Source organism: Alcaligenes sp. DN25 (assembly GCF_023674485.1).
GTDB lineage: Bacteria > Pseudomonadota > Gammaproteobacteria > Burkholderiales > Burkholderiaceae_B > Alcaligenes > Alcaligenes phenolicus.
The window spans coordinates 2,965,769-2,980,839 of the sequence record NZ_CP098408.1 but is presented as its reverse complement, the minus strand read 5'-3'; the positions used below and the strand labels follow the sequence as shown (position 1 = coordinate 2,980,839).

At 57.3% G+C, this 15,071-nt stretch carries 14 protein-coding genes; 11 read left to right on the top strand and 3 right to left on the bottom strand.

The features are described from left to right. Positions 1-276: 276 nt before the first annotated feature. Positions 277-1,065 carry an IclR family transcriptional regulator gene (locus tag NBV64_RS13895; RefSeq protein WP_031232690.1) on the bottom strand — a complete coding sequence of 263 codons (789 nt, stop codon included), beginning with the start codon at positions 1,063-1,065 and terminating at the stop codon, positions 277-279. Between the two features lie 310 nt (positions 1,066-1,375). Here NBV64_RS13895 and NBV64_RS13890 point away from each other — a divergent pair, with 310 nt between their 5' ends. The 10 genes from NBV64_RS13890 (at position 1,376) to NBV64_RS13845 (ending at position 12,580) form a co-directional block, all read left to right on the top strand. After that, the gene (locus NBV64_RS13890) at positions 1,376-2,851 is read left to right on the top strand and encodes an NAD-dependent succinate-semialdehyde dehydrogenase (protein WP_009459235.1); all 1,476 of its coding nucleotides are present in this window, start codon (positions 1,376-1,378) and stop codon (positions 2,849-2,851) included. Positions 2,852-2,949: 98 nt separating this feature from the next. Next, on the top strand, positions 2,950-4,248 hold the full coding sequence (locus tag NBV64_RS13885; RefSeq protein ID WP_009459234.1) for an ABC transporter substrate-binding protein: 1,299 nt from the start codon (positions 2,950-2,952) through the stop codon (positions 4,246-4,248). Positions 4,249-4,500: 252 nt separating this feature from the next. Continuing rightward, entirely contained in the window at positions 4,501-5,397 is an 897-nt protein-coding gene (locus NBV64_RS13880; protein ID WP_250755965.1) for a branched-chain amino acid ABC transporter permease, read from the top strand. Continuing rightward, entirely contained in the window at positions 5,394-6,380 is a 987-nt protein-coding gene (locus NBV64_RS13875; RefSeq protein WP_021446921.1) for a branched-chain amino acid ABC transporter permease, read from the top strand. The genes NBV64_RS13880 and NBV64_RS13875 overlap by 4 nt, the downstream gene beginning before the upstream one ends. Continuing rightward, positions 6,377-7,126, top strand: coding sequence for an ABC transporter ATP-binding protein (locus NBV64_RS13870; RefSeq protein ID WP_009459230.1), 750 nt, complete (start codon positions 6,377-6,379; stop codon positions 7,124-7,126). Before NBV64_RS13875 ends, NBV64_RS13870 begins: the two co-directional genes overlap by 4 nt. Then, positions 7,116-7,778, top strand: coding sequence for an ABC transporter ATP-binding protein (locus NBV64_RS13865; RefSeq protein ID WP_009459228.1), 663 nt, complete (start codon positions 7,116-7,118; stop codon positions 7,776-7,778). Before NBV64_RS13870 ends, NBV64_RS13865 begins: the two co-directional genes overlap by 11 nt. An 11-nt stretch (positions 7,779-7,789) precedes the next feature. Next, positions 7,790-8,944 carry an iron-containing alcohol dehydrogenase gene (locus tag NBV64_RS13860; RefSeq protein WP_021446920.1) on the top strand — a complete coding sequence of 385 codons (1,155 nt, stop codon included), beginning with the start codon at positions 7,790-7,792 and terminating at the stop codon, positions 8,942-8,944. Between the two features lie 319 nt (positions 8,945-9,263). Next, a complete protein-coding gene (locus NBV64_RS13855) occupies positions 9,264-9,938 on the top strand; it encodes a hypothetical protein (protein ID WP_250755964.1) in 675 nt (224 codons plus the stop codon). Then, entirely contained in the window at positions 9,931-10,635 is a 705-nt protein-coding gene (locus NBV64_RS13850; RefSeq protein WP_250755963.1) for an RES family NAD+ phosphorylase, read from the top strand. The genes NBV64_RS13855 and NBV64_RS13850 overlap by 8 nt, the downstream gene beginning before the upstream one ends. 193 nt (positions 10,636-10,828) lie before the next feature. Then, positions 10,829-12,580: a DUF4153 domain-containing protein gene (locus NBV64_RS13845; RefSeq protein ID WP_250755962.1), complete on the top strand. Its 1,752-nt coding sequence runs from the start codon at positions 10,829-10,831 to the stop codon at positions 12,578-12,580. A gap of 51 nt (positions 12,581-12,631) precedes the next feature. Here the strand turns inward: NBV64_RS13845 and NBV64_RS13840 are convergent, their stop codons facing one another. Together NBV64_RS13840 and NBV64_RS13835 are read right to left on the bottom strand one after the other, a co-directional pair. After that, a complete protein-coding gene (locus NBV64_RS13840; protein WP_250755961.1) occupies positions 12,632-13,534 on the bottom strand; it encodes an alpha/beta hydrolase in 903 nt (300 codons plus the stop codon). 43 nt (positions 13,535-13,577) lie between these two features. Beyond that, complete coding sequence (locus NBV64_RS13835; RefSeq protein ID WP_250755960.1) at positions 13,578-13,802, bottom strand: hypothetical protein; 225 nt, start codon at positions 13,800-13,802, stop codon at positions 13,578-13,580. Between the two features lie 213 nt (positions 13,803-14,015). Here NBV64_RS13835 and NBV64_RS13830 point away from each other — a divergent pair, with 213 nt between their 5' ends. After that, a complete protein-coding gene (locus tag NBV64_RS13830) occupies positions 14,016-14,960 on the top strand; it encodes a helix-turn-helix transcriptional regulator (protein WP_083053909.1) in 945 nt (314 codons plus the stop codon). Positions 14,961-15,071 lie beyond the last annotated feature (111 nt).

Sequence of the window (15,071 nt, the reverse complement as noted above, 5' to 3'; positions counted from 1 at the left end):
AAGCGGGGAAGATGATTGGATGTTGACAAGCAAGCAAGCAAGCAAGCAAGCAAGCAAGTAGGGCTGGCAGTGCAGGGGGCTCCTGCGATTTACTGGTTTTCTTGCAAGGCCTGGCGGGGGTGACAGCCCAGGCCAGGGTTCATAGGCCTGCGCTTTATAAACAAACTTCAGGGTAGATGCCGCTACCGCCTTCTGGATCAAGAAATAATTCAAACAAAAAGGGGCTGCTGATGCCGCCCCTTGTTTTTATAACGTGCTGTGCAGGCTGGAAAAAGCTTATGCCTTGCGCGACGCCCCCAGGCGTTCTGACAGGCGATTAGCCAGCTTGCGCATGGCTTCACCGGCACGGCGCTGGGCTGCTTCATCGGCTTCCTGGGTCAGCAAGCTGACGGCCACTCCGGCCACGGCAGCGCGGTTATTGGAATCAAACACGGCAGCTCCAAAGCAGTGCATGCCGTCGCGTACGCCACAGGCGTCCACGGAGTATCCCAGGCGCTGCACATCGTTCAATTCCACCATCAAGTCTTCCTTGCTGCGCGGGCCATGCACGGTAAGCGGTTCGGGCCAGGGGTGATTCAAGGCCTGCTCCAGCTCCGATCCCGGCAAGGTGCTGAGCATGGCTTTGCCGGTAGCGGTATAGACCGCAGGCAAGCGCATCCCGGCACGGAAGGTGAAACCCAGCGGGCGGGTTCCGTTGCGGCAGGCAATGTAGACCACGTCTTCGCCATCCAGAATGGACAGGGTGATGGTCTCTTCGGGCAGGACGCGCATATCGTCCCAAGCGGCAAAAAACTCCTGCGTCAGATCCAGCTGAGACAGGAAGGCATTGGCCCAGCCCATCACGTGTGTACCCAGGGTGAAACTGCCATTTTCCAGCTTACGGATCAGGTGCAGATCCAGCAAGGTGGTGCACAGACCATACAAGGAACTTTTGGGCATACCCAGGCGTTTGACCAGGTCCGTAAATGACAGGGGCTCCGGCGAGGCCGCCAATTCGTCCAGCACGGTGACTGCACGTACTACAGCCGGAACCAGTTTCTTCTCTTCCACTACGACTAACTCCATAACGACACACAGGAAGTCCAATAAGCCCGGATGGACAGGGCTGAACTCTGGGAACAGGGGCAGGGTTCTGTCAGCACAGCCAGAAGCATCTCATAGGGCAATCAGCCTACAGACCAGGCGTACAGGCCCTGAATTAGGCCAGATTTGCTGTCGGGATGCCAACTCTACATTGTGCCTTCAAATGCCCCAAAACAAAAAATACGGTGACTGATGTTCTACGGGTAAACCCGTAAGCCGATTCGTTGACGTCGCGATTTTTCGGCTCCTATAATTCTACCAAGTTCACTATAAGAGAAACAGGTTCAGCATAATGAACAATATCGCGGCATCATTGATTAGCAAACTGAAGGATCCCAGCCTGGCAAAAGATCAGTCCTGGACCGCTCAGGGTTGGGTCTCGGCAGGCGATGGCAATACTTTCGCCGTTCTTAATCCTGCTACGGGTGAGTGCCTGGCCAATGTCGCCAGCCTGGCCACAGCGGAAATCGAAGCGGTCATCAGCGATGCTGAAGTGGCCCAGCGCGAGTGGAAGGCACGTAGCGGGCACGAGCGTGCCAAGCTGTTGCGCGCCTGGTTCGATGCGCTGGTTGCCAACGCGGACGACCTGGCCACCATCATGACCATGGAACAGGGCAAGCCCTGGGCCGAGGCTCGTGGTGAAGTGCTGTACGCCGCTTCCTTTGTGGAATGGTTCAGCGAAGAAGCCAAGCGTGTATATGGCGACGTGGTCGGCCACCCCCAAGCGGACAAACGCATTGTGGTGGTCAAGCAGCCTGTCGGTGTGTGCGCTGCCATCACTCCCTGGAACTTCCCTGCGGCCATGATTACCCGCAAGGTAGCGCCAGCTCTGGCCGCCGGTTGCAGCATTATTGTTCGTCCTGCCGACCTGACTCCCCTGACTGCCCTGGCGCTGGCCGTACTGGCCGAGCGCGTGGGTATCCCTGCTGGTGTGTTCCAGTTGGTCACCGGTCAATCCCGTGTGGTGGGCGCCGCTCTGACGGAAAGCCCCATTGTGCGCAAGCTGTCCTTTACCGGCTCCACCGAAGTGGGTCGTTTGTTGATGGCGCAGTGTGCTCCAACCATCAAGCGTCTGTCGCTGGAACTGGGTGGTAATGCCCCGTTCATCGTGTTTGACGATGCGGATCTGGACGCCGCCATCGAAGGCGCCATGGCCTCCAAGTACCGCAACAGCGGTCAGACTTGTGTGTGTGCCAACCGCTTCCTGGTGCAAGACGGTATTTACGATCGCTTTGCCAAAGCCCTGAGCGAACGGGTTGCTGCCCTGAAAGTGGGCAACGGTATGGAAGAGGGCGTGGAGCAAGGTCCTTTGATCGAGCAAAAAGCCGTCAATCGTTTGCGCGAATTGATTGACGACGCCGTTGAAAATGGCGCCAGCGTTCTGCAAGGTGGCCAGCCTCATCCTCTGGGCGGTACCTACTTCTCGCCCACCGTGCTGGGTGATGCAACACCGGCCATGCGCGTGGCCCGCGAAGAATTGTTTGGCCCTGTGGCGCCTTTGTTCCGCTTCAAGGACGAAGCCGAAGCGATCGCGATGGCCAATGACACCGAATATGGTCTTGCTGCCTACCTGTTCACCCGCGACAACGCACGTGCCTGGCGCATGGGCGAAGCGCTGGAGTACGGCATGGTTGGCGTCAATACCGGTTTGATTTCCAACGAAGTGGCTCCCTTTGGTGGCGTCAAGCAATCCGGTCTGGGTCGCGAAGGCTCCCGTTACGGAATCGATGAGTACCTGGAAATCAAATACATGTGCCAGCAGCTGTAAGTTGATACATGCCCGCGCTCAGCGCAGCGAAGGGGGCCGCTCTTATATAGAGCACCCCATCAGCAGAACCCCACAATAAGCTAAATAAAGGAGACGCTATGTCTATCCTGTCTGCAACCCCACGAAAATTGACTTTGGCCCTGACACTGGCCACCGCTGGCCTGATGGCCAGCACGACTGCCAACGCTGATGATGTCAAACCCATCAAGATTGGTGTGGTGACTTTCTTGTCCGGCGCCGCTTCCGGTCCTTTTGGCGTTCCAGCCAAAAATGCCGCTGAACTGACGGCTGCCCAATTGAATGAAGGTAAAGTTCCTGCCCCTTACAACACCAAGGGTCTGGGTGGCGCACCGATTGAACTGGTTTTCATTGACGAGAACGGCGGCACCGCCAAACAGGTCAGCGAATACCGCAACCTGGTTCAGCAACAGAACGTGGACATCGTGGTTGGCTACATCTCCTCGGGTGATTGCCTGGCCGTGGCCCCCGTTGCTGAAGAGCTGAAAAAACTGACCCTGATTTTCGACTGCGGCACACCGCGTCTGTTTGAAGATGCCAGCTACAAATACGTGTTCCGTCCGGTGGCTCACGCCACCATGGACAACGTGGCTGCTGCCCGCTTTGTGCTGGAGCGCAACCCCGAGTTGAAGAGCTACGCTGGTATCAACCAGAACTACGCCTGGGGCCAGGACGCCTGGCACGACTTTGAAGGCACACTGCAAGCCCTCAAGCCCGGTGTAGAAGCCAAGACCTCGCAAATGCCCAAGCTGGGCGCTGGTCAGTACAACGCCGAAATCTCGTCCTTGATGGCTGCCCGTCCTGAAGTGATTCACTCCAGCTTCTGGGGTGGTGATCTGGAGGGCTTCGTGGTGCAGGCTCTGCCACGCGGTCTGTTCCGCAACACCCTGACCGTGCTGACCGCCGGTGAAACGGCAACACACCGTGCCAATAACCAGATCCCGACTGGCACCATCATCGGTGCTCGCGGCCCGCACGCTGCTTTCGCTCCTGACAATGAATTGAACCGTTGGTTGCGTGCCAGCTACCGCGAACAGTTCAATGCAGATCCTAGCTACCCGTCCTACAAGATGACGCAAACTCTGCTGGGTCTGAAAGCGGCTTACGAAAAAGCCCAGGCTGCCAACGAAGGCAAAACCCCTTCCACCGAACAAGTGGTTACTGCATTCGAGCACCTGACCTTCGAGAGCCCATCGGGCGACGTGACCATGTCTTTGGGTAAAGGTCACCAGGCTGTTCAAGGTACGACCTTGGGCGTGGTGAAAAACGATAAAGGCGTGATCAGCTACACCGACTTGCGTCACTTCAAACCTGAAGAAGTCACTCCACCCGAAGGCGTGAAGTCCATCGACTGGATCAAGGGTGGTCTGAAGTACTGATCCGAGCAGACGTCCTGAAAAGGACGCTGCCCTGACAATCCGGGCATGCAAGACCGTTTTTTGCATGTCCGGTTTTTACCGCCGGGCCGCTCCCAAGGTTAAGGCTCCCTGTAAGGGGGACACCGAAGGCGTCGCAGTGGTATGTGCATTACCGCCCAGTTGCTTGCGAGGTAAAGGCTCCTCCCCCAAGGAGAAGCGCACCAAGCTTGTGGCGTGGTGGCATTTTTTATTCCCTTTCCACAGAAACCGACTATGTCTCTTCTTTCTGCTGCCCTAATAGATGGCATCATGTACGCCGCCTGGCTGTTTCTGGTCGCGGTCGGACTCACGCTGATCTATGGTGTGATGAAGATCCTGAACATGGCCCACGGCAGCCTCTATACCATTGGCGCCTATACCGCTGTCACCATGGTGACGCAGTGGCTCTCTACCGATCAAAGCCCATACGGCAGCTATTTGATGCTGATCCTGGCCGCGCTTATTGCCGGTTTGGTGCTGGGGCTGGTTATTGAATATGGCCTGCTGCGCTTCTTCTACCAGGAAGAACCTGTTGTCTCTTTGCTGATTACCTACGCGGTCTTCCTGATCCTGGAAGATACCGTCAAGCTGGTCTGGGGCGTGGATCCTTATGTGATCGCCGAACCTTATGGTTTGCTGGGTAACGTCGAATTCGGCGACCTGTTCTACCCCACCTACAGCTTCGTGATTGTTGTGGCTGCCATTCTGGCTGGCCTGTTCCTGACCTTGTTCCTGAAGTATTCGCGTCAAGGCCGCATCTTGCTGGCCGTGATTCATGACCGCGAAGTCAGTCAGGCCATGGGCGTTAACGTGCAACGCTACTTCCTGCTGACGTTTATTGCTGGTGCCACGCTGGCCGCCCTGGGTGGTGCGCTGACGGCTCCTACCATCTCTGTCGCTCCCGGCATGGGCGTGGAAGTCATCGTGATGGCTTTCGCCGTGGTCGTGATCGGTGGTCTGGGCTCCTTGCCTGGTGCTGCTCTGGGCGCTGTGATTGTGGGCCTGGTGCGCTCTTTTGCCGTGCATTACTGGCCTGAAATCGAACTCTTCTCCATCTACGCGGTAATGGCACTGGTGTTGGCCGTCCGTCCTAAAGGATTGTTTGCTGCCGCCGAGGCCCGAAAGATATGAACAAGACCAACATTACGCTTAAGCAGGGCATGATTGCCCTGGTCATTACGGTGGCCGCCCTGATTGTGGGCTTTGGCCTGCCATCCTGGCAGTTTCTGATCACGGTGGCGCTGGCCAAGGGCCTGGTTGCCCTGGGCGTGGTGCTCTTGCTGCGCTCCGGCCTGGCCTCTTTTGGTCAAGGCTTGTACTACTGCATCGGCGCCTATGGTGTCGGTATGGCCATGAACTACCTGGACTGGCGTGAAGCCGTGATCCTGCTGCCATTTGCCGCTGCTTGCGCTGCGCTGCTGGCCTGGGTTCTGGGTTTTCTGCTGGCTCGCTACCGCGATATTTTCTTCGCCATGCTGAGCCTGGCCCTGTCCATGATCATGTACGGCTTGCTGGTGCGTAACCCCAGCCTGGGTGGCAGTGACGGCTTTAACGTGCACGCGCCTTCCTTCATGTGGGGTGCCTTTGCTGAAACCCTCTCGCGTCCAGGCGTGTTCGTCCTGACCGTGGTTCTGGTGGGTTTTGTGCTGTGGGCCATGCAAGGTTTTCTGCGCAGCCGTGCCGGTCGTCTGGGCCCAGCCATCAAGGACAATGAAATTCGCGTTGAATATCTGGGTGCTTCGGCTTACCGCAATATTCACCTGAGCTACGTGCTGGCGGCGGCTCTGGCTGGTCTGGGCGGTGCCTTGTCCTCGCTGAGCATCGGTCACGTGGACCCTGAACTGGCGTTCTGGACCACTTCGGGCGAGTTCATCTTTATTGCTGTGCTGGGCGGTACTCGTAACGCTTACGCACCTTTCCTGGGTGCGCTGAGCCTGGAACTGATCCGCACACTGGCTTATCAATATGCTCCTAACACCTGGCAGATTGTCATGGGTGTCAGCATGTTGGCCCTGATTGTGTTCTTGCCCGGTGGCCTGATCAGTATTCTGAACCGTCGCAATGCAGCGGCTACCTCCAACGATTCTTCTTCACCGACAGGGGCCCGCTCATGAGTCAGTCACCCTTGATTTCTGCTAAAGGTTTGTGCAAGCAGTTTGGCGCTGTCCACGCTGCGCGCGATATGACCGTTGATATCCATGCGCAAACCATTACGGGCCTGATCGGTACCAATGGCGCAGGTAAAACCACCTTCGTGAACATGTTGACCGGCTACATGAAGCCGGACTCCGGCAATATCTTTTTTGCCGGTCGCGAGATCACGGGTTTGCCACCCCGGGAAGTGACCCGCATGGGGATCGCCCGTTCTTTCCAGATTCCTCAGCTGTTCACCTCCTTGAACGCCTTGGAAAACGTGGAAATTGCCCTGGGCGTGGCCAAGCAACCCTTGTCCGAAGCCAGTGCGATTCTGGAGCGTTTCGGCCTGAGCGCCTTTGCTCAGTCCCAGGCAGGCACCTTGCCTGAAGGGATTCGCAAGTTGCTGGACATTGCTTTGGCCATGGTGGCCCAGCCTAAAGTGCTGTTGCTGGACGAGCCCACCAGTGGTGTGGCCAGTGACGAGAAATTTGAAGTGATGGACCGTGTCATGAAAGTGGTTCGTGATGCTGGCGTGACGGTTCTGTTTGTGGAGCACGATATGGAAATCGTGCGTCGCTACAGCGATCGCGTGCTGGCTTTCTACGACGGCACCATTTTGGCCAATGGCACTCCGGACGAAGTGCTGGCTCATGAGCAGGTCCGTGAATACATCATCGGCGAGCCGGTGGGACGCAATAAACAGGAGGCCGATAATGCTGCTTGATGTCAAAAATCTGGATGTACGTATTGGCCCCACCAGCATCTTGCGCCAGGTGAACCTGCAAGTGCGCCAAGGCCAGATCGTGGGTCTGGCCGGCCGTAACGGTGCGGGTAAAACCACGCTGATGCGCACCGTAATGGGCTTGCTGGCCGTGGACAGTGGCTCGGTCATGTTTGATGGTCAGGAACTGGCCAAGATGCCCGCTTACCGTCGCACCAGTTTGGGCATGGGCTTTGCCCCCGAGGATCGCAAACTGATCCCCGAGCTGAGCGTGGAAGAGAACATCCGCCTGCCCGCCTGGGCCCTGAAATCCCAGGACATTGAAGAGCGTCTGGATCGCGTCTGGCGCATCATTCCTGAATTGAAAGTGTTTGGCCCACGCCGCGCCCTGCAATTGTCGGGCGGTCAACAAAAGCTGGTCGCCATTGGCCGAGCCTTGATGACGGCTGACAAGCTGCTTTTGCTGGACGAGCCTTTTGAAGGCGTTGCTCCTGCGCTGTCCAAGCGTATTGCAGAAGTGGTGGGCGAGTTGAGCAAAGAGGGCTTCAGTGCCTTGTTGTCCGGTGCTGACTTGCAGCACGCAGGCAATGTGATTGATTACACCTACCGGATGGACCGCGGCCGTATCGAAGTACCGCAGCCCGCCATACCATAAGGAGAAAGCCCATGTCGGCATTCGAGTTCAGAACCACCCCCGCTATTTATGTTGAAAGCGGAGCCGCTGCCCGGCTCGGTCAGATCCTGCGCAAGCGCTACTCGCAAGAGCGCGTTTGTCTGGTGACTGACCGTTTCCTGCACGAGAGCGGCTTGCTGGATCCTGCCCTGGCTGATCTGAAAGCCAACGGCTGGACCGTGCAAGTGATTGACGATGTTATTGCCGATCCTCCAGAGCACATTGTTTTGCAGGCAACGGAGCGCGCTCGCCAGGCCAAAACGGAAATCGTTGTTGGCCTGGGTGGCGGTTCGTCCATGGACGTGGCCAAATTGCTGGCCGTCCTGCTGGCGTCAGACCAGCCCCTGCAAGAGATGTACGGCATTGATAATGTGCGCGGCTCGCGCCTGCCCTTGGTGCAGATCCCGACCACGGCGGGAACAGGCTCGGAAGTGACGCCTATTTCCATCGTGACCACCGGCGAAACCACCAAATCCGGTGTGGTGGCGCCCGAGCTGTACGCTGATCTGGCCATTCTGGACTCGCAACTGACATTGGGCTTGCCACCGCGCATCACTGCGGCGACGGGTATCGACGCCATGGTGCACGCCATCGAGGCCTACACCAGCCGTATTCTGAAAAACCCGCTGTCGGACAATCTGGCCAAACAGGCCCTGCGTCTGATTGGCAGCAAGCTGGTGCACGTTTGTCGCAACGGCCAGGATGCCGAGGCTCGCCAGGACATCCTGCTGGGTGCCACGCTGGCTGGTCAGGCTTTTGCGAACGCTCCCGTGGGTGCCGTACACGCATTGGCTTACCCGATCGGCGGTATTTTCCACGTGCCACATGGCTTGTCGAACTCGCTGGTGCTGCCCCACGTTCTGCGCTTCAACGCTCCGGCCGCCGCTCCGCTGTATGCCGAACTGGCGGAAGTGCTGATCCCCGGCATCCAGGGTGATGAGGCCTCCAAGACCGAAGCCTTCATCAACTTCATGGAACAGATCGCCATTGATACCGGCATCGAGCGTCAACTGCGCGAAGTCGGCATCAAGGAAAGCGACCTGCGCCGTATGGCCCAGGAAGCCATGAAACAAACCCGTCTGCTGGGTAACAACCCCCGCGACGTGACTGAAGACGACGCCTTCGCTATTTACAGTGCCGCGTTCTGATAGACCGCTAACAGCGGAAACCTTTTTGCCTGAGTCTGGTGCTGTGCCGGCTCAGGTTTTTTTTTCGTCTGCTCAATGGGGGGCTGCAACGACGCTAATAGAGATAGGGAAGAGAAATAGGAATGGGGAGTTAAGTTTCTTGATGGCGCGAGTTCCGTTTTATGCGGCAGGGCAGCGGTGCCGCGTCTGCCTGATGCGTGTCAGAACGAGCGATAAGGACGTAGCTGAGGCTAGGCTGCTTGCTTGTACAGGTCGGTTTTTGGGTTATCAGGGTTATGCTATTATTAATCATCATAAATAACCTTCAAGGAGTCTATCCATGAGCGTCCTGGTAAGTAGTCCCAGCGTCTCGACCCTGGTGGGTACGCCCAAAGAGGTTAAGGTAAGTTTGGGCAAATCCAAGGCAGAACAAGTGCTGGTGCTGGCTTTCGATCACATCAAACCGGCCGCCTTCAAGGCTTTGGCAGAGAACTTCACCAATGTGGCCTCGTCCATGTTCGAGGTCTTGCAAGAGCGTCAGGACAAGGAGTCGCTGGAGCGCCTGGCCGAAGTGCTGGTGCCGCGCACGCCCCCATCGCCCCGATTGTTGAAAGAAGCTGCCATGCTGGTGCAGGCCCGCAAGGCCGTACTGGAAAGCGGGGACTGGCTCAGTGCCGCAGAAGTGGCGCAACTGGCAGGATTGAGCACGCGCAATCCCAGTGCCCAGCCCAACAAGTGGAAGAAGCAGGGGCAGATTTTTGCCATCAATCATGGTGGTGTGGATTATTTCCCCGGCTACGGTCTGGACCCGGACACCAGCTTTCGTCCCGCCAAACCCTTGGCGCAAGTGGTCGACATTCTGGCCGGACATAAAGACAGCTGGGGCATGGCCTACTGGTTCATGTCCACCAACAGCTTCTTGGGTGGCAAGCGCCCGCAGGACTTGTTGATTTCTGCACCGGAAAAGGTCATTGCCGCTGCTCAAGACGAAGTACAAGCCGTGGCTCATGGCTAAGCCAGCGTCGCCCGCGGCCGCTGATAAAAAGCACCTTCCGCAGGAGGGGGGATCGGCAATCTCCGCTCCAGGTGGTGAGCTGCGTTTGACCTTGATGGACTGGCCCAAAGGGCAGTTACTGCATCGCGTTCATCAAGATAAATATTTGGCGACTCAGTTCAATCCGGGCACGCAGGGCAATGCGCGTTTCAGTCCGATTCAGGATGAACAGGGCAAGCCGATTCCCACCTTGTACGGTGGCACCAGCCGCGATTGCGCCATGATGGAGACCGTCTTTCATGACGTTCCGCACGCCGCAGGCTTTAAAAGCTATGACAAGAAAAAGCTGTTGGGGCAGGTGCATTCCACCGTGCTGCTGAACGCGCCTTTGGTGTTAGTGGATCTGGCCAGCGTTTCGCTAAGGAAACTGGGTGTGACACGCAAGCAACTGATCGACACTGAAAAAGATCAATATCCGGCAACCCGCCTGTGGGCTGCCGCGATTTATCAGCAATGCCCCCAAGCCCAAGGCTTGTGCTGGGTGTCCCGGCAGGACGATTCGGCGCGAGCTGTGATGCTCTTTGGGAATCGCATCGTCAAAAGCGTCTTGAAAGCCCAGGGCCCATCGCAGAGCTTGAGCGAAGATCCGGTTAGCTACGATGCCGTGCTGGATCTGGCCGAACGGATTGGGGTGGTGATCGTTCCAGGTAGTGCCTAAGTAATCGATATCTTCAGGCCTAACGTCTGCTTACAAGAGCGGCTCTATCCGGTACTGAGAGACGGCTCTTCACCGTACTAAACTAGCCCAGTTTTGCAGGGCATAGTCTGGGCTTTCCTTTTATGGCCTGATGTCGTCAGCAATGGTGCTTTCCATATGCTGTCATTGTTGAATCGACTGCTTTTTACTCACCATGATTGCGATCTCATTTTCTTCCTTACAAAACCGGCGGACGCTGACCTTGTGTTTGGCCGGGGCCCTGCTGGGCCTGCTTGAATGGGTGGCCTTCAGCAATTTGATGATGGCGCCTGCGCCGCGCGAGCATATCTGGGTGTCCTTGCTGTTGGCCGTAGGAATCTTTGGGGTGGCGTCTTTCACCTTGCTGATGCACGTCGCTGTGCGCAAGGCCTTGCTGGTGTCCCTGGGGCTGGGAGTGGCCAGCGCGGCGCTGATCTTGCAGGCGCAAGGGGGATATGCTGAGGTCGCCCTTTTTTGGCGAGCCCCGCAGATGTGGGTGGCAATGGGGCTGCTGGCGACTATTACTCTGCCATTTCTTGCCATTCTGGTAGAGCGTCCACGCGATTGGGCTGATTACCGTCGCCTGTTCGAGCTGAGTTGGTCCATGGTGTGTTCCTGGGCCGTCGCATTGTTCTTCTGCGGCCTAGCCTGGGGCGTGTTGATGGCGTGCCATATGTTGCTCAGCTTTGTCGGCATCACCCTGTTAGGGGATGTTCTGCTGGAACCCACGGTTGCGGCTGTGGTGTCTGGTGCTTTGGTGGGAGCCGGTCTGGCGCTGGCCTCGGACTCGGATGGTGGCTATCTGTCCCCCATTCTGTTGCTGAAACTGCTGCGTTTGCTGACCCCTGTTTTGCTGGTGGTGATGGTGGTGTTCATCGTCGCCTTGCCCTGGCGTACGGGTGAGGGCTTGCCACTGGCCGCCCTGTGCGTGGCGGCTGTTCTGGGGGCGTCGACTCTGGTGTCTTCTGTTGTTGCGGACGAGGATACGAATGCCAGCGCAAACCCTTTATTGCGCGCCTCGGCCCGTTTACTGGGTTTTGTCATGCCCGTGCTGGCAGGCGTTGCCTTGTGGGCGATTTGGGCGCGGGTTGCTCAATATGGTTGGACCCCCAGTCGTGTTCTGGTCATGACAGCAGCGCTGGTGGCAGCGGGCTATGGTTTGAGTTACTTCTGGGCTGCCTGCCACCCTCAACACTGGATGGCGCGAGTACGCCGTTCGAATGTGGGGATGGCGTTGGCCCTGATAGTGCTGGCCATTATCTGGCTGCTTCGCATCGGCTCTCCCGAAGCGATCTCGGCGGCTTCGCAAGTGGCCCGGCTGGAGGCCGGCACGCTAAGCGCGGATGAGTTCCCGGATACGGAAATGAGAATGTATTGGGGACTGCCAGGGCAAAAGGCCGTGGACTATGTGGTTGAGAAAAACCTGTTGGTTGGCAGGTCTGAGGAAGCTTCTGAAGAGGCTGTGCCGGACAAGGATCTGGAAGTCTGGGACATCGGTGAGGACAAGGCGCGGCAGATGCTCTTGGGCTCTTTGCCCAGCTCTCCGGCTGACCATCCTTTACGTCAGTCCTTTATCGAAACCTATCCAGGTTGGGACATCGCCTATCTGGCCAAGGCTTGCGAGACTCGAACTCAAGGTAACCACGCCGGTTGCTTGCTGGTATTTGTGGATTTGTTGCCGGGCGAAGCGGGAGACGAAGCGATTGTTCTGTCGGTCAACAACCCCATGAATAATGGTGCTGTCTTTGTGCAGACCGCTAATGGGGAATGGGAGAAGGCGACCGCTTTCACGCCCGGTTTGTCGCCGGATAATATGGGCGCCGTCATTGATGGCATTCACGCCAAGGGAGCGGTCATTGAGCCCGCGCCTTTCAGTGTCTTGAAGTTGCCGGACGGCGGCTTTATAGGTGCAGCTCAGCGCCCTTGAGGGCAGGGCGCTGATAGAGCGATCAGTAGTGATGCCTTTGGTTTGAAGGCATCACGGCTGGGCCGCAAGTCGCAGAGCAGGCTTCAAGGAGGCGGCCAGCATCTGCCCGTGGTTCAAGTCGCTGAAGTTTTCGTAGCTGACGTTCAGCCCTGCATCCTGCAAATGCTTGGCCATATCCTGTGCGGACCATTGAGCCGCAGCATTGCTCATGGAGGTACTGCGGCGCTGCCCGCCCACCATGATGGCAATGCGCTTGTCCTTGGCCTGCGTTGTATCAAAAGCCTGAGCCGTCTTGACCAGAATCCCGTCATCCCACCACAGGGAGGGATCGCCCGCCACGTAGCGCTGGTACAGATCAGGATGGGTGAACAGGGTGTGCAAGGCGAACAGGCCGCCGTAAGAGTGGCCCCACAGGGTCTGGCGGGAGCGATCAATAGGCTCGCGTTCTTCCACGGCAGGCTTGATGTGGGTTTCTATATAGTCCAGAAAAATATCTGCACCGCCGCCTGAACGGCCCCGTACTTCCACAGGTTTGCTGACGCCGTTTTCCGTAACGGGAGGCGTGTAGTCGAAGGCGCGGGCAATCACATCGTGGCGCGCTTCGGTGTCGTAGCCAATGGCAACCAGGACCGGGGCAGACAAGGCGCTGATGGCTTTCAGGTCGTCCACATCAATACTGGCCATGGCGGCATTGCCATCCACCATATAAATCACCGGATGACCGCGTGCGGGGGCGGGACGGTTGGGCGTGCCTATCTGTATTTTGTAGTGCCGCTTGCCGTCTTCCGAGGACATGATCAGCGTCTCGAAGCGGTACAGGCTTTGTTGCTGGTCTACGATGGAGGGGCCGGCTGCCTCGTTCCAGGGGCGCTGGGTTTGTTGGGCGTGGGAGGGAAGTGTGAACGCCAGGCAGAGCGTGGCGGCACTGATCAGAAAGCGGGGCAGGGAGGTCATTATCAAAGTGTAGGGCGATAAGGTAAGTTGATAATGATTATTATTACATCCCGCGGCCTCTGTAGTGACGAATCAATTTATACAGCTGGTAAGCCGCGATGCTGCTAAAGAACAAAGCGGGGACAGACCAGACTGCTCCCCCACTGATCAGGTTATTACCTTCAGGCCCATAGCAGCTTGAAGAAGCGGCTTGAATGCAGTCGCGATACTGGTAATAGCGTTCGTAAAATAGCCACCAGAAAAAGAGAGCAGCGATGGTATGGATCATAAATTTCATGCTGGTTCAGCGTACAGAGACAGGCTTGCCTGCCAGTCTATCCCGATAGCGCAGGTTTCATGACGGCAAGGGTAGAAATATAAAGCCGCCATATAATTGAGAATGTGTGTTATTCTCATGTGGCCTATTTCACCCTTTCCCGACATCCGCGCCATTAAAGAATTATTTGCGGGCCTGGCTCGGGCTGCTTGCTCCCACACTCCTATGATCAGATTTACGGTATCGGACTTTGACCGACTCGGTAGTCCGACGGGTTTTCGCTATTGCTTGCCGGATTACAACGGTCCCAAGCAGGACATGGAGCAGGTTTGTATTGCTGAAGGGCGGGTGCAGGAATACGAGGTCCGGCCCGGCATGAAGATGGTGCTTTCAGACATCATCACTCACCACCAGTACCAGGCGACCTCTTTGGCCGCGCCGCAGTTCTCGGCCATTGTCATGTTGCAGGGTCGGGCGCAGACTCAGCTCGCCAGCCAGAACACGGTCAGCATGATGGCTCAAAGTGGGGCCACCATTGCACATGCGGACGCGGTGGCCATGACAGGAACTCATCCTGCTGGGCAGCGTTTGCGTGGCTTGAACATCACTTTACATACGCCTGACAGCTTGGCTGACTCGCCCTTGGGAGAGATGCTGGCCAACGTCATGGGTTCTTCGCGGATACGATTGCAACGCTGGGCGGTGCCCCCGCATTTGTTGACCGCGATCGATCAGTTGATAGACAGCCCCTGGCAGGGCACCTTGCACAATCTGTTGCTGGAGGGCGTCAGCTTGCAAGTGCTGGCTCATGCGCTGGATGGCCTGGCCCGAGAAACAGAAAAAGATTCTCCCGTCTCCGCGCGCGACCGGCAATTGCTCGAACGTGTCAGAGAGCGCCTCTACCATTCGCCTGGCGAGGACTACACCTTGGCAGATCTGGCCAAACTGGCCTGCATGAGTCCCAGCACTTTGCGGGTGAAGTTTCAGGCGGTCTATCAATGCTCGGTATTTGGCTGGCTGCGTGAGCGCAGGCTGGAACTGGCGCGAGAGTATCTGGCACAAGGCTGGAGCGTACAGCAGGCAGCGCACTATGTAGGCTATCGCCATGCCACCAACTTCGCCACGGCATTCCGTGAGCGCTATGGCATCTCACCCAGCGAATTGAACTAGGCCGTCCCGTCATTGCCCAAAGCTCTTCAAGCATTGCGCATTCCCCGACGGTGCTTGCATCGCTCATGCTGAAAGACCCTGCCCCTTGTGGGCCGCTTCTTTTTGTATTTG